Source organism: Paenibacillus lycopersici, assembly GCF_010119935.1.
Classification (GTDB): Bacteria; Bacillota; Bacilli; order Paenibacillales; family Paenibacillaceae; genus Paenibacillus_Z; species Paenibacillus_Z lycopersici.
The window spans coordinates 4,003,870-4,025,952 of record NZ_CP048209.1 but is presented as its reverse complement, the minus strand read 5'-3'; the positions used below and the strand labels follow the sequence as shown (position 1 = coordinate 4,025,952).

Below are 22,083 nucleotides of genomic sequence, written 5' to 3'. Positions count from 1 at the left end.
CGTTTCATGAGAATTCGATTAGAAAATATTCATTTGCGAATATTGACAGCGCTTTACGAATACGATCATAGATACAGTCGCGAAAAGGAGCCGGTAGCGATGAACGTCTTCTATCTCGTAAGCATGGCCGCGGTGGCGGGCTTGTCCGGCCGCTCGATCGTAGCTGCCTATCGCGGGCGCGCCGCCATCAGCTGCATGGCCGGCATGATGATCGCCATGACGATCAGCATGATGCTGAGCGTCGCCGCCGGTACGATCATCGGCGTTCTCATTCCGCAAAACCTGGCGATCTCCACGGCTGCCGGGGTGCTTCTCGGCATCGTCAGCGGCTATCTGGCCGGCAAGCCGGTCAGTACGATGGCGGCGCTCGACGGGATGATGGCCGGCATCATGGGCGGCATGATGGGCGCGATGCTGGGCGTCATGCTGGGAAGCCATGCGGGGATGATGGTGTTGTTCCTCGATGCGATCTTCGTCTTCATACATATCGTGCTGCATCAGCTCATTCGGGAAGAGACGGTCTCGCTCGAAGCTCCGGAGAAGAAGGAGAGCGCCCAGACGGGGACGGTGCTGCTTCATCCGTACGTATTCGGGCTTGCCGTCTTCGTCATGGCCGCCGTATTCCTGTATCAGGGCTGATGGACCGGATTGTATACCCCCCTCAGGTATGATATAGTGAGTAGCAAAAGGAAGGTGTCGGGAATGGAACAGTCGTGTCATAGCGGAACGGACGTTCATGAAGACCATGCGTCCGCGCGCAAAAGCTCGCACAGCCAGGAGACGAAGAACAACCTGATCTCGCGGCTGAACCGGATAGAAGGGCAAATTCGCGGTATCAAAGGCTTGATCGATAAGGATACGTACTGCGACGACGTGCTGAATCAGATCGCGGCGGCGCAATCGGCGCTGAACAGCGTAGGAAAGCTGCTGCTGGAGCATCATATGAACAGCTGCGTCATCGACCGGATCAGGGAAGGCGACCACGAGGTGGTCAAAGAATTGATGGTCACGATGAACAAACTGATCAAATAACGGAGACCCGGCGGCTGAACGAGTTGCCCGGTCTTTTTTTTAGCTATTGAAATACCCCCATGGGGTATGTTATAGTGAAATTGTTAACGGATACCCCATGGAGGTATATATCGCAAGAAAGGATTTGTTGGCGATGGCGAAACAGACGACGACGCTTCAGATCACCGGCATGACCTGCGCATCCTGCGCGTCCCGGATCGAGAAAGGGCTCGGCCGCATGGATGGCGTGGCGAGCGCCGCCGTGAACCTGACGATGGAGACGGCGCGCGTGGAGTACGACGGCGACGTGACGGGACCTTCGGCGTTCATGGATCGGATCGACGCGCTCGGCTTCAAGGCGGCGCTTCGGCGGGAATCCGGGCTCCCCGGCAAGTCGGCCGAACTGAATCGGCTGCGGATGCGTTTCTATATAGCAGCGGTTCTCTCGCTGCCGCTTATCGCGTCGATGGCGGGGCACTTCGAATTCCTGTCCTTCCTGGCGCTGCCGGATTGGCTGATGAATCCGTGGTTCCAGCTGGCGCTGGCGACGCCGGTGCAGTTCTGGATCGGCGGACCGTACTATGTCGGCGCCTACAAGGCGCTTCGCGGCGGCAGCCCGAACATGGAGGTGCTCGTCGCGATAGGGACGTCGGCCGCGTATTTCTACAGCCTCTACGAGACGATTGCATTCGCGTCCGACCCGATGCATAGGCTGGAACTGTATTATGAAACGAGCGCGCTGCTCATCACCTTCGTACTGCTCGGCAAGCTGCTGGAAACGCTGGCCAAAGGCCGCACCTCGCAGGCGATCGGCGCGCTGGTGGGCTTGCAGGCGAAGCATGCTTCCGTCGTTCGCGACGGGCAGGAGCTGCGGCTCGCGATCGACGACGTGCTGCCAGGCGATCTGGTGCTCGTCAAGCCCGGCGAGAAAATCCCCGTGGACGGCACGATCGAGACCGGCAGCTCCTACGTCGACGAATCGATGCTGACCGGCGAGAGCGTGCCCGTGCGGAAGCAGGCGAACGACCGCGTCATCGGGGCGACGCTGAACGGCAAGGGAGCGCTGACGGTGCGCGCCGGGGGCGTCGGCCGGGATTCCGTGCTGGCGCAGATCATTCGCGTCGTCGAGGAAGCGCAGGGCGCGAAGGCGCCGATCCAGCGGGTCGCCGACGTCATCTCGGGCGTGTTCGTGCCGATCGTCATCGGGCTTGCCGTCGTCACGTTCCTGCTCTGGTACTTCGCGTTCAGCCCGGGGCATTTCGCGGATGCGCTCCGCACGGCCATCGCGGTGCTCGTCATCGCCTGCCCCTGCGCCCTCGGCCTGGCGACGCCGACCTCGATCATGGCCGGCTCCGGCCGCGCCGCCGAGCTCGGCATTCTGTTCAAGAGCGGCGAGCATCTCGAGCGGGCGCATGCGATCGACGTCATCTTGCTCGATAAGACCGGTACGGTGACGGAAGGCAAGCCGCGGCTGACCGATGCCGCGCTCGAGCCGGCATTCGAGGCCGATCGGCTGCTTGGCTGGATCATGGCGGCGGAGGGCAGCTCCGAGCATCCGCTCGCGGAAGCGATCGTCGCCGGCCTGCGGGCGAGGGGCGTCGTTCCCGCCGCCGAGCCGGATGCATTCGAGGCCGTGCCGGGCTTCGGCATCTCGGCCGTCGTCGAGGGCCGCGCGCTCGTGATCGGCACAAGGCGGCTGCTCTTGCAGCGCGGCGTCGCGTTGAGCGAAGCGGTGCTGGCGCGCCAAGCCGCACAGGAAGGCGAAGCCAAGACCGTCGTTCTGGCGGCGGTTGACGGCGTCTTCGCCGGAAGCCTTGCCGTCGCGGATACGATCAAGCCGACTTCCCGGGCGGCGATCTCCGCATTGAAGGCGCTCGGCTTGGAGGTTATGATGGTGACAGGCGATAACGAAGCGACCGCGCTCGCGGTTGCCCGGCAAGCCGGTATCGAGCGGACGCTCGCGGAGGTGCTGCCGGAAGGCAAGGCGGCGGAAGTGAAGCGGCTGCAAGCGCAGGGCAAGAAAGTCGCCATGGTGGGCGACGGGATCAACGATGCGCCTGCGCTCGCGGCGGCGGATATCGGCATCGCGATGGGCACGGGAACCGACGTGGCGATGGAGACGGCGGACATTACGCTGATGCGCGGCGATTTGAACGGCCTTGCCGACGCGATGGATTTGAGCCGCAGAACGATGGCTGCGATTAAGCAAAACTTGTTCTGGGCGCTTGCCTATAACGCGATCGGCATTCCGATCGCCGCGGCCGGCCTGCTGGCGCCGTGGGTAGCCGGCGCCGCGATGGCGCTGAGCTCGGTGTCGGTCGTGCTGAACGCGCTCCGGCTGCAGCGGTATCGCAAGCAGGGGAAGCGGGCGGCGGCATAGCGCGATCTGTCGCTGCAAGGATAAGAACGGATTATATGCAACGCCTACTATACAATGGGAGATGATCGAACATGACAACCGTAATCGAAGTAAGAGGCATGTCCTGCCAGCATTGCGTGAACAGCATCGAGGGCGCGCTCAAGAAGAAGGGCGTATCGGCTAAGGTCGACCTTCCGGGCAACCGCGTGACGGTGGATTTCGAAGAGAAGGCGATTACGATCGCCCAGATCAAATCGACGATCGAGGACCAAGGCTTCGACGTCGTCTCTTGATCGGCGGCGCGGCGGCCGAGACGAAGACGAAGGCCAAGCCAAGGCCAAGCCAAGGCCAAGCCAAGGCCAAGGAAAGCCGGGGGCTAATCCGCAAAACGGGTTAGCCTTTTCTTGCGCTGTCGTGCTATGATTAAGGTTCGATTGGAGGCTTTTGAGACGTGACTAAGTACCCCTTTGATTTTGACCCGAAAACGCCGTTCGTCCAGCAGGCGAGCGACTGGATCGCGGACGTGTTCTACGAACGGCTGCCCGAAGCCGGCTTCGAGCTGCGGGACGAGCAGATTTACATGGCGTTTCAGCTGGAACGCGCCTATCACGAGAAACGGACGATTTTCGCCGAAGCCGGCGTCGGAACGGGGAAGACGTTCGTATATTTGCTGTATGCCATCCTGTATGCGCGGTATACCCGCAAGCCGGCCATCATCGCCTGCGCGGACGAATCGCTGATCGAGCAGCTGGTGAAGCCGGAGGGCGATATCGCCAAGCTGGCCCGTTACCTGGACCTGACGATCGATGCCCGGCTGGGCAAATCGATGGATCAATACTTGTGCTTGAATAAGCTGGACGACGCGCGCGGCAGCCTGGACAACCTGGAGGCGATCGGCGAAGTGTACGCCTCGCTGCCGGATTTCGTGAACAGCCCGGGCACGATGCAGGCGTTCCATCCTTACGGCAACCGGAAGGATTATCCTCATCTGACGGACGAGCAGTGGAATGCGATCTCGTGGGACGTCTTCCAGGACTGCCTCGTGTGCAGCCGACGCCACCGCTGCGGCCAGACGCTGTCGCGCGAGCATTACCGCAAAGCGGCGGACATCATCATCTGCTCGCACGACTTCTACATGGAGCATGTGTGGACGTACGAGGCGCGCAAGCGCGAAGGGCAGCTCCCGCTGCTGCCGGAGCACAGCTCGGTCGTCTTCGACGAGGGCCACCTGCTGGAGACGGCCGCGCAGAGCGCGCTGACGTACAAGCTGAAGCATAGCGTGTTCGAGTCGATCATCACCCGCCTCCTGCAGAGCGATATCCGCGAATCGCTGGCGCTTGTCATCGAAGACGCGATCGCGCAGAGCGAGCTGCTGTTCGACGTCCTCGATGAAGGCAGCGTCGCCGTCGAAGCGTCGGACCGGCGGGAAGTTCCGATGACGGGACAGCTGTTGCGCGAAGTGGACCGGTTCAGCGCGCTGCTGTCCGCCATCGAGGAAGAGCTTGTGTTCGAGAGCGGCATGTTCACCATCGATGCGTATCAGCTGACGATCGTGGAGGAGCATCTGGAGATGCTGCAGCTGGCGCTCCGCCTGTTCAAGCAGCCGGAAGGGCTGATCACCTGGGTGGAGCGGGACAGGGACGGGACGACGCTCGTCATCATGCCGAAGATGGTCAAGGAGATTTTGCGGGAGCGCGTATTCGCCAAGCAGATGCCTGTGGCGTTCTCGTCCGCGACGCTCTCCGTCGGCGGTTCGTTCCAATACGTCGCGGACAGCCTCGGGATCGAAGACGCGCTCAGCTTCTCCGTGGCTTCGCCCTACGAGTACGAAGAGCGCATGCGGGTCGCCGTATCGAGCGAGCCGGACCGCGCGGCCAAGCTCGATCTGGCGCTCGAACGGCTGCGCCGGTCGGAAGGCAGAGCGCTCGTTCTGTTCCCGTCGAAGGAAGAGCTGAGCCGGTTCCGGGACGATATCGCCGGCCGGGCCGAGTTCGCGGAGTTCCGCTTCTTGTTCGAAGGAACGGCGGAGATCAGCCATCTGATCGCGGCGTTTCAGAACGACGAGCACAGCGTGCTCTGCGCCGTCACCTTATGGGAAGGACTCGATATCCCCGGTCCGGCCTTGTCGCATGTCATGATGTGGGCGCTGCCTTTCCCGCCGCATGATCCCGTGTTCGCCGCCAGGCGCCGGGAATCCGCCGATCCGTTCGGCCAGGTGGACATGCCCTATATGCTGCTCCGCCTCCGTCAAGGCGTGGGCCGCTTGATCCGCAAGCGCGACGACGAAGGGATCGTTACGATCTTCGGCCGCGAGCTGGAGGACGACGCGATCGCGGCGCAAGTCAGGGCCGTGCTCCCGCAAGGAGTCGAATGGACGCTGCTGGGGAACTGACGCGCGCCGCTGCATGAATGCGTGCCGCCTTTCTCCCGTCAGTACGGCGGCAGCCGTATCTTCGCCCCGAATTGACATCGGCGTTGGAGGCTCATACAATTCAAATAGATTGATAGAAAAGGAAGGGAAGCCAATGTCGCAACCGGTTAAGAAGTCGACGTACAAAAGCCAGCGCAAAGCCGAGCAGGAACGGCTGGAGAAGCAGCGCAAGACGATGCGGAAATTGATCTGGGGGACGGCTGTCGTCGTCGTGCTCGGCATCATCGCGGCGGTTATCTTCACGCCCAAATCGAATCCGACCGATTTCGATTACGCCAGCCTTCCGGTTCTCGGCAAGACCGACGCGCCGGTCAAGATCGTCGAGTTCGGCGATTACAAATGCCCGTCGTGCCAATATTTCAGCCAGCAGGTGAAGCCGCAGCTGGAGAAGGAATATATCGATACGGGCAAAGCCGCGATGTATTTCATGGATTTCCCGTTCATCGGACCGGATTCCACGACGGCGGCGCTGGCCGCGCATGCCGTATTCCATCAGAGCAACGACGCCTTCTGGAAGTATTATGATTTGCTCTACAAGAACCAGCCGGACGAGAAGACGCTCTGGGCGACGACGGATTACCTCGTGCAGCTGGCGAAGGACAACAAGCTGGACGTCGATTACGACAAAATGAAGACGGATATCGATAAACAGACGTATATCAAAGAAATCGACAAGGGCGAATCGACCGCGCATAAGGCCAACGTGCAGTCGACGCCGACGCTGTTCATTAACGGCAAGGAGTACACCGGCGACTTCTCGAATTACGGCCAGCTGAAGGAAGCCGTCGAGAAAGCGCTGGCGGCAGGTAAGGCCGAATGACGGCGAAATCGCCGTTCCTCGCGTTTTTCGGGCGGTACGCGCTTTATCTCGCCTGGGTCGTAGCCATCGTCGCGACGGGCAGCAGCTTGTATTTAAGCGAAATCATGAAGTTTATTCCATGCAATCTATGCTGGTACCAGCGGATATTCATGTACCCGATCGTCATTCTGCTGGGCATCGCCTGCTATTGCCAGGATCGCAAAATCATCCGGTACGTGCTGCCGCTCTCCATCCTGGGAGGCTGCGTTTCCTTGTATCACTACCTGGAGCAGCAAGTCCCGGCGCTGGCCCGCGCGCTGCCGTGCACGGTCGGCGTTCCTTGCAGCGAGGATTACCTGGACTGGTTCGGCGGACGCGTTACGATCCCGTTCCTGGCGCTGATCGCGTTCATTCTCATTACCGCGCTGCTTGTGAACGGCCTTCGGCGCGAAGAGGGCGCGCATGCGGAAGACGAAGAAACCGAAGCCGCGGGGGCATAGCCCGTTCGCTATGGCAGGATAGACAACCGAATCGTCTGATCTTGGGCGGCGTTCCTTACACGGGACGCCGTCTATGCTGCGTTCGGCGGCTATTTTGCGACTTTCTCCCAGCGCTGCCGAATGAAGGGACATGTAATTATGAAGATTATGAGGACATTTGCCGCATTATTTGTTCCTCCCAATTAGTTCTGTTATCATGGATTGATGGAACGCTACGGCGGGGTAATGGAAAACAGGCAGATGAAGCCCCGTTGTACAATTATTGATGGAGGTAGCCGTTAATGACAGCAGAGAGTAATGACCGCAAGTCGCCATGGGAGCTCTATTACGGTCCGAACCTTGGGTACATCGAAGAGATGTACGAGCGCTTCTTGCGCAATCCGAATGACGTAGACGCCGCCGTTCGAGAATCTTTCGAGAAGTGGGGACCGCCGCCGTCTGTAGCCGCAGGCGGCAACGCGAACGTGGTTCCGCCTTTGAGGGTAACGAACGACGGTTCCAATAGCATTAGAACGATCGACCCCAACTTCTTGAAGAAAATCGTCGATGCCGGCAAACTGGTCCGCAACATCCGTACGTTCGGCCATCTGGCCGCGGACAACGATCCGCTCGGCTTCGCTCCGGCGCCCGATACGCGCTTGATCGAGCCGTCCACGTTCAATTTGACAGCCGAAGACCTTGAAGCGATCCCGGCTTCGCTGATTTGGGAAGAAGCCCCGGCTTCGATCAAGACCGGCAAGCAAGCGATCAATCATTTGAAGAACGTGTACACGAAGTCGTTCGGCTTCGAATTCGCGCATATCCATGAGCAGGACGAACGGTACTGGCTGCACCGCCAAGCCGAGCTCGGCATGGCGAGCAAGCCGATGACCGCGAAGGAGCGCATTGCGCTGCTGCAGCGGCTGGTCGACGTCGAGCAATTCGAGACGTTCCTGCACCGCTCTTTCGTCGGGCAGAAGCGATTCTCCATCGAAGGAACCGATACGCTTGTACCTATGCTGGACGAAGTCGTGAGAGAAGTGGCTCATGACGGCGCACGGCATATTCTGATGGGCATGGCGCATCGTGGGCGTCTGAACGTGCTCACGCATGTGCTCGGGAAGTCGTACGCGGCCATCTTCTCCGAGTTCCACCACTCGCCGAACAAGGACAAGGACCTGTTCCCGTCCGAAGGCGCGATGGGCATCAACATCGGCTGGACCGGCGACGTGAAATACCATCTGGGCGCGCATCGTTCCGTCAAGGAAGGCGAGACCGTCGAGACGCGGATCACGCTGGCGAACAACCCGAGCCATCTGGAGTACGTCAATCCGATCGTCGAGGGCTTCACGCGCGCGGCGCAGGACGACCGCTCCAAGCCGGGCTATCCGGCTGCGAATTTCGGCAGCGCGGCAGCCATTCTGATCCACGGCGACGCGGCCTTCGCCGGCGAAGGCATCGTGGCGGAAGCGCTCAACTTCAAGAAGCTGCCGGGTTACGAGAACGGCGGCACGATCCATATCATCGTCAACAACCGCATCGGCTTTACGACCGAGAGCCGCGACTCCCGGTCGACGTACTACGCGAGCGACTTGGCCAAAGGCTTCGAGATTCCGATCGTGCACGTCAGCGCGGACGATCCGGAAGCGTGCATCGCGGCCGTTCGCATCGCGTGCGAATATCGTCAGAAGTTCCGCAAGGACTTCCTGATCGACATGATCGGTTACCGCCGCCACGGCCATAATGAAACGGACGATCCGGAAACGACCCAGCCGCTGCTGTACCAGAAGCTGCGCAAGCATCCGGTCGTCAGCCGCATCTACAGCCAGAAGCTGCAAGAGAACGGGCTGCTGAGCGTGGAGCAGGACCAGACCATTCGCCAAGAAGGACTTGCGAAACTGCAAGCCGCCTTGGATGAAGTGAAGGCAAATGATAAAGCCTATAAACAGCCGAAAATGGACGAAGCCGGCAAGCGCCGCAAGAAGGACGTCGTGACGGCGGTTCCGCTGAAGAAGCTGGCCGCCATCAACGAGGCGCTGCTGAAATGGCCGGAGGGCTTCAAGGTGTACGAGAAGCTGGAGCGGATCCTGATGCGCCGCGCGAATGCGCTGGAGGCAGGCGGCAAAGTCGATTGGGGCCATGCGGAGGCGCTCGCGTACGCGACGATTCTGTCCGACGGCACGCCGATCCGCCTGAGCGGCCAGGATTCCGAGCGCGCGACGTTCGCATTCCGGAACCTCGTGCTTCATGACGTCGAGACGAACAAGACCTTCTCGCCGATGCACACGCTGCCGCAGGCGAAAGCTTCCTTCGGGATCTACAACAGTCCGCTTGCGGAAGCGTCCGTTCTCGGCTTCGATTACGGATATAACGTCTTCTCGCCGGAAACGCTCGTTCTGTGGGAAGCCCAATACGGCGACTTCGCGAACTGCGCGCAAGTCATCATCGACCAGTTCATTACCGCCGGACGCGTCAAATGGTCGCAGAAGTCCGGTCTGGTCATGCTGCTTCCGCACGGCTACGAAGGCCAAGGGCCGGAGCACTCGAGCGCGAAGCTCGAGCGGTACTTGCAGCTGGCGGCGGAAGACAACCTGACGATCGTCAACATGTCGTCGGCCGCGCAATATTTCCACCTGCTGCGCCGCCAAGCGGCGATACTGAACACGGACGAAGCGCGTCCGCTGATCGTCATGGCGCCGAAGAGCTTGATCCGGAACCCAAGCGTCGCATCGGTTCCGTCCGAGCTCAGCGAAGGCTCGTTCAAGCTGGTGCTTGAACAGCCGGGGCTTGGCAAGCAAGCAGACAAAGTGGAGCGCCTGATCCTGTGCTCGGGTAAAATGGCGATCGATCTGGAAGCGGCGCTGGAGCTCAAGGACGGTCAAGCTTCCGATGCCTTGGATTGGCTGCACATCGTCCGCGTGGAACAGCTGTACCCGTTCCCTAAGACGGATGTCGAACAAATCATCGCGCGCTATCCGAACATCAAAGAGGTGCTGTGGGTTCAAGAAGAGCCGCAGAACATGGGGGCCTGGAACTACATCGAGCCGCGGATTCGCGCGCGCGTCAACGGCGACGTGTCCGTGCGTTACATCGGCCGTCCGAAACGGTCAAGCCCGGCGAGCGGCTTCCAATACATTCACAACATGGAGCAGCAGCGGATCATCTCCGTTGCGCTTAACCGCGGCAAGCTAAATTAGATTCGATTAAGGAGAGAAACAGCCATGAGCGATATTAAAGTACCCGCAATGGGCGAATCCATCGTAGAAGGCACCATTTCCAAATGGCATGTCAAAGTCGGCGACAGCGTCAATGTCGGCGACGTGCTGGCAGAGCTTGAAACGGATAAGGTCAACATTGAAATCAGCGCCGAAGAAGCAGGTACCGTGGCATCCTTGCTGCGTGCCGAAGGTGATACGGTCGCCGTCGGCGAAACGATCGGCGCGATCGGCGCCGGCGGCGGAGCAGCCGCTCCTGCAAGCCAGCCGGCTGCCGCCGCTCCGGCAGCGCCTCCGGTTGCGCCTGCCGCGCCGGAAGCCGCAACGCCGGAGATGAAGCCTGCGACGCCGCCGTCGCCGCCGATCGCGGCTGCGCCTGCGGCTGAAGCCAATACGGCCGCTGCGTCGGCTACGCCCGCGGCCCGCAAGCTGGCAAGAGAGCGCGGCATCGATCTGAACCAAGTGCAGTCGCTTGATCCGCTGGGCCGCATTCGCCAATCGGATATCGAAGCGCATGGCACGAATCCGGCAGCCCCGGCAGCGCCTGTCGCATCGCCGGCCCCCGCGGCGCCTGCAGCGGCATCCGAGCCGGGCAAACCGGCCGAGCGCCGCAAAATGTCCCGCCGCCGCATCACGATCGCGAAGCGCCTAGTGGAAGCGCAGCACAACGCGGCGATGCTGACGACGTTCAACGAAGTCGACATGACGGCGATCCTGGACGTTCGCAAGCGCCGCAAGGATGCGTTCAAAGACAAGCACGAGGTCGGCCTTGGCTTCATGTCCTTCTTCACGAAAGCCGTCATCGGCGCGTTGAAGGCATTCCCGCTGTTGAACGCGGAAATCCAGGGCGATGAAATTCTCGTGAAGCAGTACTACGATATCGGCATCGCGGTGTCGGCGAAGGAAGGCTTGGTCGTGCCTGTCGTACGCGATGCGGACCGTCTGGGCTTCGCGCAAATCGAGAAGCAGATCGTCGACCTGGCTGGCAAGGCGCGTACAAACTCGCTGTCTCTGAACGACCTGCAAGGCGGCACGTTCACGATTACGAACGGCGGCGTCTTCGGTTCGCTGCTGTCCACGCCGATCCTGAACGCTCCGCAAGTCGGCATCCTCGGCATGCACAAGATTCAGGTGCGACCGGTCGCGATCAACGCGACGGAGATGGAGAACCGCCCGATGATGTACATCGCGCTTTCGTACGATCACCGGATCGTCGACGGTTCGGAAGCGGTACGCTTCCTCGTCACGGTCAAGGAATTGCTCGAAGATCCGGAATCGCTGCTGCTCGAAGGCTAAGCTTCCCCGGACACCACATAGCTGTTGATAGAAACCTCACAAGCCGACGTCAGGCCATCTACCCTGATCCGTCAGCTTGCGGGGTTTTTCTATTTGCTAAACCCGAACAATCGCCATAAAATAGAATCAACACACGTAATAACGCAGACGGAGGCGGATGACCATGAATGTACGTAAAATGCGGCTGTTCGATTACGAGAACATCCACTCCAGCGAAGATCGGGACGAATTCGAGAAGGATTACGCCAGGCTAATTCAATCGCCGGCTTTCCGGCGGCTGCAGGGGAAATCGCAGGTGTTCGGGGCGGGCTCCGGCGACTACTACCGGACGCGCTTGACGCATTCGCTGGAAGTGTCCCAAATCGCCCGCGAAGTGGCGCGGAAGCTGTGCAAGACGACGCCGTTTCTGGCCAAACGGGAGCATCCGGGCCTGATGATGGACCCGGAGGTTGTCGAATGCGCTTCGCTGGCCCATGATTTGGGGCATCCCCCTTTCGGACATAAGGGCGAAGAGGTGTTGAACGATATCCTGCTGAAGGAATGCGGGCTCAAGTACGAGGGCAACGCCCAGAACTTCCGAATACTGATGTTCCTGGAGAAGCGCGCGGGCAGCGACAGCGGTCTCGATCTGACGGCCGCCGTGCTGCTGGCGATCAATAAATATCCTTACAACCTGGAAGACCCCGGCCGGCTGAAGGGCGTCTACGGGATGGAATGGGAAGGCATCGGCTCCCTGCGCAGCGCGTGGGGCATGCCGGACGGCTGCGCGACGCTGGAAGCGCAGCTGATGGACCTGTGCGACGACATCGCGTATTCAACGCATGATATCGAAGACGGCATCCGCGCCGGCAAAATCCAGATGAACCCGAGTCTGTTCGAGGACGACCGGCTGGTCGCGGGCGTCATGCAGGAGATCATCGACGATCCGGGCAATGCCGTCATGCATTGGGAGCAGGTCGACATGAAGCAGATGGTGAAGCAAGCGCTGCATCATTATTTGCAGCAGTGGGAGAGCATCTACGTCGAATGCGGCAGGGAGCCGTCCCGGACGCGGCGCGAGATGAAGGCGCGCTGGGTCCGGAAATTCGTCAGCGGCGTCGGCATCATCGACGATCCCGCGACGGGCTGGAAGCGGGTCACGTTCATCCGCGACGGCGTGCAGGATCTGGAGCTGCTGCGCACGATGGAAATCTTGAAGAAGCTCGCCTGGGTGACGCTGATCAAGGACTTCCGCGTGCAGCGCCTGCATAAGCGGAGCGAAATCATGATTACGCGGCTGTGGGACAGCTTCAGGACGCAGGAGACGGGCCGGCTGATCATTCCCCCGGACTGGCTGGAGAGCTACGAGCGCCAGCGGAGCCGCTGGCCGTGGGAGCGGATGGTGGCGGATTACATCGCCGGAATGACGGACGCCTATGCCGAGAAGGTGTATGCGGAATTTTACGCCAGCCGCTCCGGTTCGATCTACGAGCGGGACTAGTAGGGGCGGGCTAGTCCCGTCAACGATCACTCATTTATTGGTAAGGGGCTGGCCCTTAAGCAAGTTAGGGGGCAGATCTATACCGTAAAACCGCAAAACACCCAAGATGGGCAGAGCTAGCTCTGCCCATCTTGGGTGTTTTGCATCGACCGCTGCACTCTTGAGCAGATTGTGCGCGATAGCAAGCCATCCGACCTCCAAGCCGCCTCTCCGTAAGCTTCGAAGCAGGAACCGCCGGAATCCCCTGTTGCTCATCAGTTGTCCGATTACACTTTCCGGCTCATGCATCCTCCGGATTGCAAGGGCGTAGCCCTCCTCGCCGGAGAGCTTTTCCCTTACCGCTTTCTTCTGCGCCATGTCCCGCGAACGGACGCTGATTTCGCGATCGGCGATGATTTTGGGAATATCTTCATAGATCCGTTGGCAGGGTTTGGGAAACGGACAGGAGAAGCTTTATTGGCTCGTATGCATCGATTTTTCGCTCGCTGCCGGACAGGAGATGCGCTATTTCTGCCGAAAGCCGGATTAGTGCTGCATTCCGGAGCCCATAACGCATCCTATGTCCGATCGATGCTTCCAAAACGCCGATTTCGATCAAATAGCGGATCGTCCGTCCGCCTGCCTATGTTTGTTCGCGGTGCTACCCAAAACGCCGATGCTGTCGGCCTTTCAATTAATCAGCATTGGCATTTCGCGGTTAATATTGACGCGCTCGTCGTCACCATCGTTCGGGCGGGAACGCTCGGCCGGTTTAACGGGAGCGGAATTCGCTTGGGATCGTTACGCGCCGTTCGTGGAGAATCGTGCGTGGCGAGAAAGCGGAGGCAGGAGATCTGGCGTGGTTCACGTCCATGAATACAAGAACATCTGCAGGATTCATCCGGCAGGTGTTCTTGGACGTACAAGGGAACATCCAAGTAACATCCGGCTCTCTATTCAGGAGGAATCAACGCCTCCAGCAATTCCTTCCGATAGCCGTTAGCCGCTGGATCATATACGCCGAACCCCGCGCAAAATTCCCAATACGACCAGCCGAAGCCATGCTTCTCGGCTTGTTCGCGCACGAAGCTCGTCCAGCGTGCTCGCGAAGCCATGTCGGCATTGCTGTACGCGCCGAATTCGCCGAGCCAAATCGGCCGGTTGTTCTCTTCTCCCCATCTTTCCGCCTGATCGAAAGCTTCCGCAATCGCATGGGGGCCAGCCGGATTCGTGTCCGCCGGTTCCGTATTATACGCATTGAACCAATCGTTCACCCACTGTACCTGCTTGGCGGCATCGACAGGTTCCGCCTTCTGCGCCGGGGGACCTGGCCATACGATGCCGGTTGTTCCGTTCTCCGGGCCTACCCAATCTGCACCTTGATGAGTAAAGAGAAACGGATCGTAATAATGGAAGGAAACGATGACGTTCCGTTCGGTATCCGGAATGTCGAGCGACACGAGCGCGGCGTAATTGCTCCAGTTGGCGGAATCGATAATGATCGTATGCCACGGATCCTCGCTCCGAACCGTATCGAGCGCTTTCTTCAGCATTTTATTCCATTTGGACCAGGTCAGAGAACCGTTCGGTTCATTGGCCAGCTCGTAGTACACATTGCCTGGCAGCTCTTTATACCGCGCCGAGATTTGCTTCCATAAAGCCAGAAAACGAGATTCTTGCTCGTCTGCGTTCGCATTGAACTCATCGTAATTGTGCATGTCAAGAACGACGTTCAGCCCTTGCTTCAACGCCTGGCCGAGCACCCAATCTATGCGATCGAAAAACGCGGCTTCAATGGCGTACGGCGCATTCGCGTCCGCATGCCCCGACCACTTGATCGGAACGCGAACCGTCTCGAAACCCGCATCCTTGATCGTCTTGAAGTAACTTTCCTCTAGCGTGACTCCCCATTGCCCTTCTACCGGCGCTTCCAGCGCATTGCCAAGATTGACGCCTCTTCCGAGCTGCTTCGATTGTTTCCGTACGTCAAGCTGCGCCGACCGGGGGTCGCGCTTCGGCAGCTTCGGGTCCGGCGCAGTCAAAGGCACGTCAGCTGGCACCGGATCGGGGATCGGCGAGACGGCCGGGTCTGGGGCCGGCGCGGCCGTCTCTTCTTGATTGGCCGGCGGCTTGTCGTTCTCCGCTGTATTCGCCGCCGCATTTTCATGATTTTGCGTGCTGTTCTTGCATCCCGCCGCCAATACAAGCACGAGCAGCAAGACTGCGAGCGTCATGATTCGTTTATTCAAGGTCAACTTCTCCTCTCAGTAAATTCCTTCCATTATAAACCGCTTTCATACGGAGTTGAATACCTTTTTCTCCGGCAACGGGTATACGGGGACGAAGCAAATGAACCATCGCAAGGGAGCGTCGTTTTGGCCGTCCTATTGTAGGTCTCAATGAGAAGAACCCGCATTATTAAACATGCGGGTTTCTCTTCAGACCGGCTATCGCGAGTTTGATGCGCTAGGTCGCCGGCGTTGGCGGCGGCTCGGGATTTATACTTTGCTGCTGCTGTTGTTGCTGTTGTTCGGGATCGCTTTCTTGTTGCTGTTGCTGCTGTTGCTGCGCAAGAAGAGGCGACGGTTCGCCCGAAGGCGGAGGCGGCGACGACTCAAAGTTTACGATTTGCTGCTGCTGCTGTTGTTCCTGCTGCTGCTGTGAATCGAGTTGATCCTGCATCTGCTGCAGCTGTTGCTGCTGGGTTTGAATATGGGTTTGTACGAGCGCGAAGAATTGCAGCTGCGCTTGATATTGCGACTGCTCGGCGCTTTGAATCTGTCCTTGCACTTGCGTCTGGAACAGCAATTGCGCCTGTACCTGTGCATTAATCTGCGCTTGCAGCTGGGCTTGGAACTGCTGCTGCGCTTGCAATTGCGCTTGCGTCTGCTGGATCGTTTGCAGAATTGCGAGCGTGATTCTTGAGCTGGCAGTCGAGCATTTTCTCGCCGCTTTGTGATGCTTTTTGCTGCCGTGCTTTACGGTACAAACCGCCATAAACGTCAGTCGCTCCCTCCATGATTGAATATGACATCCCATTACATTATGAATCTATGCGTTCCAGGGACAAGGCGGATACCATAAGACGTTCGCGTATCTTTAAGGGATAAGCCCGCTATCTCTCGCATGCCGGCGGCGTTGTCTTGCATCGCGATATTTAGGTAATTCAAGCAAGTAAGCCGTCTAGTCCAACGTTGCCGCTTAGTCATATCTTTATAGAAGGGATGATGCTATCAGATCGTTCTATCGGGAGGCTGCTATGAAAGGGATGATCTTATGCGCTGGTCATGGCACGCGGCTGAGGCCGTTTACTTATTCCAGGCCGAAATGCACGGTTCCTGTGAACGGGGTTCCTGTCATCGTCTCGATTGTCGAGCAGTTCGTAAAGCTGGGCATTAACGACATTGGGGTCGTGCTGAACGCAACCCAGCATCAGATACGCCGCTTGCTGGGAAACGGGAGTTCGTTCGGCGCTTCCATCTCGTATTTCCTGCAAGATGAAGCGCTTGGCCTGGCGCATGCGGTCCAAGCAGGACGCTCGTTTCTACAGGATGGACCTTTCTTCTTAATGCTGGGAGACAATTTGGTGAATGACGTTCCAAGCGCATTGATCGAACAAGTGGCGAACGGCAACGCGGAAGCGTCGCTGCTGCTCGCGCGCGTTGACGATCCGCGTCAATTCGGGGTGGCGACGTTGCGAGAAGGCATCATCGTACGACTGGACGAAAAGCCCGCAGCGCCTATGTCCGATCTAGCCATTGTCGGCGTCTATGCATTCGGCGGCGCCATTTTTCAAATGCTCGACCGGCTTCAGCCGTCCGCGAGGGGCGAATACGAAATTACGGACGCGATCATGGGTTTGATTGAAGCCGGAGCTCGCGTGACGTACAGCCTCATGGCAGAGCCGTTCTTCGACATCGGCAATCCGGATCGGTGGCTGGCGGCCAACCGGTTCATGCTGGACCGCTATTCGGTTACAGCAGTCGGGGGATCGAAAGGGCTGATGTGACGATCATTCCTCCCGTCAATATCGCTCCGTCGGCTGTCGTGGGAAACAGCACGCTCGGTCCTTATGTCTATGTGGGGCCTGATTGCGAAATCGATGCATGCCGTCTCGAGAACGCCATCGTGCTCGATCACGCGAAAGCGCAGGACAGCATCTTCGGCTCCCATGTACTGGTGTCGAACGCTTCGCTGGACGCGAATCCCGGCCGATACATCAGTGATTGAGGACATCCTGGCCCGGAAGGGTCGTATGAGGATAATCGGACAAGAACCTCAGCATCTCTTGATCGCGGTTCGTTCTCGCGCGCATATTCGCCAATCCGAGCAGTATAACGCCGGAATTGAAATATCGGCTCGGCTCCAGGCCGCAGGCAATAATCTCTTCCTTGACGCCCATGATGCCCTGATCGATCGAAGCGGCCAAATAATGCTCGCCCAGATCAATGTTCCATAATTCCGCGATATCCATATTCACGAAGAGATCGCAATCCAAATAAATGACTTTCTCTGTTTGCAGCACGTTCGGCAGGTACAGGCGGTAGAGACTTGTTTGCGCTTGTTCTCTTCGGTCAGCGTGTCGTCGTGCAAGATATGAACGTTCAGCGTGAGTCCGTCCGTTGAATAATCGACATCAGCGTGACGGCGGCATGCTTCGCATACGATCCGCTGCGGTCGTTGAATGCCAAAGCCAGTTCGATCATTAGGTCCCTTTACACTCCTCGCAGCTTTGTCGTGAAAGCATTCATTCATTAATGTATGAGCCGGGTGCATCGGCGATCCGGGCATTGTCCATACTCCCGTCTCTTTTTCTTGCCCATTTCAATGCTGCCATAAGGAGAAGGACCTCGTCTCTCGACAGACAGACGCGAGATTCGTTATTCTCTGGACGTTATCAATGACAGTCGACGTTAACAGCCCTGAACAGCGCAGAGTGGCGAGAAGGATGTGAACAGCGGATTGCATTATTTCCCGACAGGACTATGATGATAATGAGCAGCAAGACCGCAGAGAGCGCTGCGGCTTCGTTGGATGTGTAAGGAAGGGGCGGCGTGGGCATGGAAGAAGACGCGACGGCAGAAAATGCGGCGGGATCGGCTGATAATAATACGAAACGAACGGCATCCGGCACAAGCTGTCTGGTGCAGCGAACCGGGCTCGTCACGATGACGGGACCGGAAGGCGTGACGGCGCTGATCAACGGCAGGACGCTGCTGCTTGCCGCAGAGAAGGTGGAAGCCGGCATCGAGGCAGGCGATACCATCGTCTGGAACGGCAATATTTGGACCGCTTCAAACGGCGGCGCGCAGGGTACATCAAACATGAGAAAAGCTTAATGGCCGCGGCGCCCCTATAAGGGGCGTTCGCTGCGAATCCTTCATAAAGAAGGGGAGGATGATAACGCTCATGGAAGTATTGGATACGAAACGATGCCTGTTCTGCGATGCGCTCGTGCAGGTGAAACATAAAGGCGGCAGCGAATGGTACATGAACTGCCTGTGCTCGCCAAGCGGCTCTTACGGTTTGAAGGATGGCAGCAGCGAACCGTTCCGCCTGTTGTCGTATGCGGAGAAACGGTCCGCATTCCCGATTATTTCGGCTTATATCCGGGAACAGAGCGATTGCGAAGAGACGGTCGTCGTCGCTTACGACGAGCTCGGGGCCATCCTGCAATCGCCGCTGATTCCGCTCACGCCGGAGGAGAAGGGGCTGAAGCTGCTTCGCTATCTGCACCGACATTCGAACGGGCCGGGCGAACCGGTCGTGATCAATCAGTTCTCGCAATGCTTTAATCTTACGTATTCGCTTAATTTGCAGGAATTGGTCTACCTCGTCGAGAAGCTGAAGGAAGAAGGAATGATCGAGCGGATCGGCTCGACGTTCCGTTTGACGGAGAAAGGGTGGCTGGAGGCGGACGCAAGCGCATCGGGCAAAGCGTACAAGCCTTGCTTCGTCCTGCTTCCGGATGGCGAGGAGGACATGGCGCAGCAATGGACGGAGAACGTCTTCCCGAGGCTGCTGCAGCTCGGCTACGCGCCGAAGCTGGTCCATCAAGGCAGGCCGCGGAGCGCGGCCGACACGCCCGTGCAGGAAGCGATGCAGCAGCTGCTTACATGCAAACTGTTGATCGCGGACATCAGCGCTCCCGAAGCGGAGACATGGATGTACGCCGGATATGCGCTCGGCAACGATATTCCGGTGGCTTGGACATGCCGGTCTTCGGCGGCCGGGACTCCGCCGGCCGGCGTCCGTCCGATTCAATGGGAGCATGCAGAGCAGCTTGCCGATCAGTTGCAGCAAGCGATGAGCCGCGACAAGTGAGGCATTGTCGATCGTAAGCTTGATTGCTGCTTGACAGGCGTGTGGACAGGCATGCCGGCTCAAAATAAAGTTGCTTACGAATCGCGGAATCGTCTATAATAATTTTATGCAATTTAATTTAATGAAATCGACTAACGGCCGATTTCGGGAGGGGACCGCTCATGGGCATTTATGATTTCAAGGTGACAACGATCGACGGCAAGGAGACGACGCTTGCGCCATACGAGGGCAAGATCATGCTGATCGTCAACACGGCGAGCGCTTGCGGATTGACGCCGCATTACAAAGGGCTGCAGTCGCTGTACGAGGCGTTCAAGGACGAAGGCGTCGTCGTGCTCGGCTTCCCGTGCAACCAGTTCAAGGAACAGGAGCCCGGCAGCAACGAGGAAATCGCGCAGTTCTGCGAATTGAATTACGGCGTTACGTTCCCGATGTTCGCGAAGATCGACGTCAAAGGCGAGCACGCGCATCCGCTGTACAAGCACCTCGTGGATGCCGTGCCTGCTCCGTACCATACGGGCGATATCGATTGGAATTTCGCCAAGTTCCTCGTGGACAAGCAGGGCAACGTCCTGAAGCAATATCCGGCGCCGACCGATCCTGCGGCGATCGAAGCGGATGTGCGCAGCTTGATCGAGAAGGGCAGTCTCTAATCGGCTTTCGAATGCAGCGATCGACTGGCAGGCGCGTTCCGTTCGTGGTTGACTTCCCGGCACGCGCCCGGTATGATAATGACGAGTCATTCCATACGAACGCGTATAACCTCAATAATAAGGTTTGAGGGTCTCTACCAGGAACCGTAAAATCCTGATTACAAAAAGGGCAATACTACTTTTTGTGATCGGGATTTTTGGCGTACGCTCATTCTCGCGATAGGGGCCGCGAAGTATGTAGTCAACGGCCACATGGACGCCTTCGGGCGAACGGGAAGGCTGCAATCGAAAGGCAGGTCGAACGAAATGGAACAGGAACGCGAAGCGCTCCGCCGAAGAATCTTGGTCGCAGGCAAGCGGATGCCCGCCGATCTCGTCATCAAACAAGCGACAATCGTCAACGTATTCACAGGGGAACTCATGGAAGGCGACGTTGCCGTCGTTGACGGCGTAATCGCCGGAATCGGCACGTACGAAGGGAAGGAGACGATCCAGGCGGAAGGACGCTACCTCGTTCCCGGCTTCATCGACGGTCACGTGCATGTCGAGAGCTCCATGCTCGCGCCGGGCGAATTCGCGAAGCTGTTGCTGCTGCACGGCGTCACCGCCGCCGTCACCGACCCGCATGAAATCGGGAACGTGGCCGGCGAGGACGGCATCGCGTATATGCTCCGCAGCGCCGAATCGCTGCCGGTCGATCTGTTCGTCATGCTCCCCTCGTGCGTGCCCGCCACGTCGTTCGAGAGCGGCGGCGCCGTGCTCGAAGCGGAACGGCTGGCGCCGTTCTATGCGCATCCGCAGGTGCTTGGATTGGCCGAGGTGATGAACTTCCCTGCCGTCGCCGGCGCCGAAGACGCGATGCTGAGCAAGCTGGCCGACGCGCAGCGGCGCCGCATCGACGGCCATGCGGCGGGCATCGGCCGGGAAGAGCTCAACATCTATATGGCCGCGGGCATCCGAACGGATCATGAATGCGTTACGGCCATGGAAGCGAAGGACAGACTGGATCTCGGCATGCATCTGATGATCCGGGAAGGCACCGTCGCGAGAAACCTCGATTTGCTGCTGCCCGCGATCACGCAGCGCAACGCAAGGCGGGCGCTGTTCGTCACCGACGATAAGCTGCCCGACGATCTGGTCGCGGAAGGCAGCGTCGATCATGTCGCCCGGCTTGCGATCCGGAAGGGACTCGACCCGATCACGGCTATTCAGATGATCACGATCAACGCGGCCGAATGCTTCGGTCTCCGGGACAGAGGGGCTATCGCGCCGGGGTATAAGGCGGATATGCTGCTGCTGGACGATCTTGGCAGCATTGCCATCCACGCCGTGTACAAAGCAGGGGTTCGCATCGTGGAGCAAGGCATTCTGGATACCTCCGCGTTCCCGGCGCCGATCCCGCAAGGCGACCTTCCGCCGTCGATCGCGGCGATGCAGGTCAAGGCCGTCGCCTCGCAGGATCTGGATATTCCGCTGTCGTCCGATCGCTGCAACGTCATCGAGATCATTCCCAATCAAATCGTAACGCGCCATCTGCAGGAAACGGTCGATATCCGGGACGGCAAGTTCCGGCCTTCGGTCGATAAGGATCAATTGAAGCTCGCCGTCGTCGAGCGCCATCATGCGACAGGCAACGTCGGGGTCGGCATCGTCAAGGGCTTCGGGTTCGGTAAGGGAGCGATCGCCTCGTCCGTCTCCCATGATTCGCACAATATCGTCGTCGCCGGCGCCTCGGACGAGGATATGCTGGCCGCCATCGAGCATCTTGCAGCGCATAACGGCGGTCTTGCGGTCGTCATGGACGGACGGGTGCTGGCGGCGCTGGATTTGCCGATCGCCGGCTTGATGTCCGATCGTCCATACGGGGAGGTATGCATGCGGCTTGAACAGGTGAAGCGCGCATTGGACTCGATCGGCGCCCGGCGGTCGTTCAATCCGTTCCTGACCTTGTCGTTCCTGACGCTGCCCGTCATCCCGTCGCTGAAGCTGACGGACAAGGGATTGTTCGACTTCGCATCCTTCAGCCATATAGCCGTCCAATGCCCGTGAACGCGCAT

The 22,083-nt window shown here is 59.0% G+C and carries 20 protein-coding genes and 1 riboswitch; of the genes, 16 read left to right on the top strand and 4 right to left on the bottom strand.

What is annotated here, in order from left to right:
• Nucleotides 1-99: 99 nt before the first annotated feature.
• From GXP70_RS17685 to GXP70_RS17640, 10 genes are all read left to right on the top strand, one after another.
• A complete protein-coding gene (locus GXP70_RS17685) occupies nucleotides 100-639 on the top strand; it encodes a hypothetical protein (protein ID WP_162358054.1) in 540 nt (179 codons plus the stop codon).
• 63 nt (nucleotides 640-702) lie between these two features.
• Entirely contained in the window at nucleotides 703-1,032 is a 330-nt protein-coding gene (locus GXP70_RS17680; RefSeq protein WP_162358053.1) for a metal-sensitive transcriptional regulator, read from the top strand.
• 133 nt (nucleotides 1,033-1,165) lie between these two features.
• A complete protein-coding gene (locus GXP70_RS17675; RefSeq protein WP_318652380.1) occupies nucleotides 1,166-3,391 on the top strand; it encodes a heavy metal translocating P-type ATPase in 2,226 nt (741 codons plus the stop codon).
• A 71-nt stretch (nucleotides 3,392-3,462) separates the two neighbouring features.
• Nucleotides 3,463-3,663 carry a cation transporter gene (locus GXP70_RS17670; protein ID WP_162358051.1) on the top strand — a complete coding sequence of 67 codons (201 nt, stop codon included), beginning with the start codon at nucleotides 3,463-3,465 and terminating at the stop codon, nucleotides 3,661-3,663.
• 158 nt (nucleotides 3,664-3,821) lie between these two features.
• On the top strand, nucleotides 3,822-5,762 hold the full coding sequence (locus GXP70_RS17665; protein WP_162358050.1) for an ATP-dependent DNA helicase: 1,941 nt from the start codon (nucleotides 3,822-3,824) through the stop codon (nucleotides 5,760-5,762).
• A 133-nt stretch (nucleotides 5,763-5,895) separates the two neighbouring features.
• The gene (locus tag GXP70_RS17660) at nucleotides 5,896-6,621 is read left to right on the top strand and encodes a DsbA family protein (RefSeq protein WP_225442460.1); all 726 of its coding nucleotides are present in this window, start codon (nucleotides 5,896-5,898) and stop codon (nucleotides 6,619-6,621) included.
• Nucleotides 6,618-7,100, top strand: coding sequence for a disulfide oxidoreductase (locus GXP70_RS17655; RefSeq protein ID WP_162358049.1), 483 nt, complete (start codon nucleotides 6,618-6,620; stop codon nucleotides 7,098-7,100). Before GXP70_RS17660 ends, GXP70_RS17655 begins: the two co-directional genes overlap by 4 nt.
• 281 nt (nucleotides 7,101-7,381) lie before the next feature.
• The gene (locus GXP70_RS17650; RefSeq protein WP_162358048.1) at nucleotides 7,382-10,276 is read left to right on the top strand and encodes a 2-oxoglutarate dehydrogenase E1 component; all 2,895 of its coding nucleotides are present in this window, start codon (nucleotides 7,382-7,384) and stop codon (nucleotides 10,274-10,276) included.
• A gap of 24 nt (nucleotides 10,277-10,300) precedes the next feature.
• Entirely contained in the window at nucleotides 10,301-11,590 is a 1,290-nt protein-coding gene (gene odhB / locus GXP70_RS17645; RefSeq protein ID WP_162358047.1) for a 2-oxoglutarate dehydrogenase complex dihydrolipoyllysine-residue succinyltransferase, read from the top strand.
• Between the two features lie 163 nt (nucleotides 11,591-11,753).
• Entirely contained in the window at nucleotides 11,754-13,070 is a 1,317-nt protein-coding gene (locus GXP70_RS17640; RefSeq protein ID WP_162358046.1) for a deoxyguanosinetriphosphate triphosphohydrolase family protein, read from the top strand.
• 30 nt (nucleotides 13,071-13,100) lie between these two features.
• On the opposite strand, the gene GXP70_RS17635 is transcribed toward GXP70_RS17640, so the two are convergent.
• The 3 genes from GXP70_RS17635 to GXP70_RS29595 all read right to left on the bottom strand — a co-directional run bounded on the left by GXP70_RS17635 (nucleotide 13,101) and on the right by GXP70_RS29595 (nucleotide 16,046).
• Nucleotides 13,101-13,463 carry a transposase gene (locus GXP70_RS17635; RefSeq protein WP_263864140.1) on the bottom strand — a complete coding sequence of 121 codons (363 nt, stop codon included), beginning with the start codon at nucleotides 13,461-13,463 and terminating at the stop codon, nucleotides 13,101-13,103.
• A gap of 539 nt (nucleotides 13,464-14,002) precedes the next feature.
• On the bottom strand, nucleotides 14,003-15,298 hold the full coding sequence (locus GXP70_RS17630; RefSeq protein ID WP_225442459.1) for a glycoside hydrolase family 5 protein: 1,296 nt from the start codon (nucleotides 15,296-15,298) through the stop codon (nucleotides 14,003-14,005).
• Nucleotides 15,299-15,515: 217 nt separating this feature from the next.
• Entirely contained in the window at nucleotides 15,516-16,046 is a 531-nt protein-coding gene (locus GXP70_RS29595) for a hypothetical protein (RefSeq protein ID WP_192043366.1), read from the bottom strand.
• A 262-nt stretch (nucleotides 16,047-16,308) separates the two neighbouring features.
• Here GXP70_RS29595 and GXP70_RS17620 point away from each other — a divergent pair, with 262 nt between their 5' ends.
• The gene (locus GXP70_RS17620; protein WP_162358045.1) at nucleotides 16,309-17,058 is read left to right on the top strand and encodes a sugar phosphate nucleotidyltransferase; all 750 of its coding nucleotides are present in this window, start codon (nucleotides 16,309-16,311) and stop codon (nucleotides 17,056-17,058) included.
• Nucleotides 17,055-17,279, top strand: a complete 225-nt coding sequence (locus tag GXP70_RS17615; protein WP_162358044.1) for a hypothetical protein — start codon at nucleotides 17,055-17,057, stop codon at nucleotides 17,277-17,279. The genes GXP70_RS17620 and GXP70_RS17615 overlap by 4 nt, the downstream gene beginning before the upstream one ends.
• On the opposite strand, the gene GXP70_RS17610 is transcribed toward GXP70_RS17615, so the two are convergent.
• Nucleotides 17,269-17,574, bottom strand: a complete 306-nt coding sequence (locus GXP70_RS17610) for a glycosyltransferase (protein ID WP_162358043.1) — start codon at nucleotides 17,572-17,574, stop codon at nucleotides 17,269-17,271. The two genes, GXP70_RS17615 and GXP70_RS17610, sit on opposite strands and share 11 nt — an antisense overlap.
• Nucleotides 17,575-18,103: 529 nt before the next feature.
• On the opposite strand from GXP70_RS17610, the gene GXP70_RS17605 reads away from it, so the two are divergent.
• The 4 genes from GXP70_RS17605 (at nucleotide 18,104) to ade (ending at nucleotide 22,075) form a co-directional block, all read left to right on the top strand.
• A complete protein-coding gene (locus GXP70_RS17605) occupies nucleotides 18,104-18,388 on the top strand; it encodes a hypothetical protein (RefSeq protein WP_162358042.1) in 285 nt (94 codons plus the stop codon).
• A 70-nt stretch (nucleotides 18,389-18,458) separates the two neighbouring features.
• A complete protein-coding gene (locus GXP70_RS17600) occupies nucleotides 18,459-19,373 on the top strand; it encodes a hypothetical protein (protein WP_162358041.1) in 915 nt (304 codons plus the stop codon).
• Between the two features lie 161 nt (nucleotides 19,374-19,534).
• Complete coding sequence (locus GXP70_RS17595; protein ID WP_162358040.1) at nucleotides 19,535-20,026, top strand: glutathione peroxidase; 492 nt, start codon at nucleotides 19,535-19,537, stop codon at nucleotides 20,024-20,026.
• A gap of 81 nt (nucleotides 20,027-20,107) precedes the next feature.
• Nucleotides 20,108-20,207: riboswitch (purine riboswitch) on the top strand.
• Nucleotides 20,208-20,332: 125 nt separating this feature from the next.
• A complete protein-coding gene (ade, locus tag GXP70_RS17590; protein WP_162358039.1) occupies nucleotides 20,333-22,075 on the top strand; it encodes an adenine deaminase in 1,743 nt (580 codons plus the stop codon).
• Nucleotides 22,076-22,083: the final 8 nt, after the last annotated feature.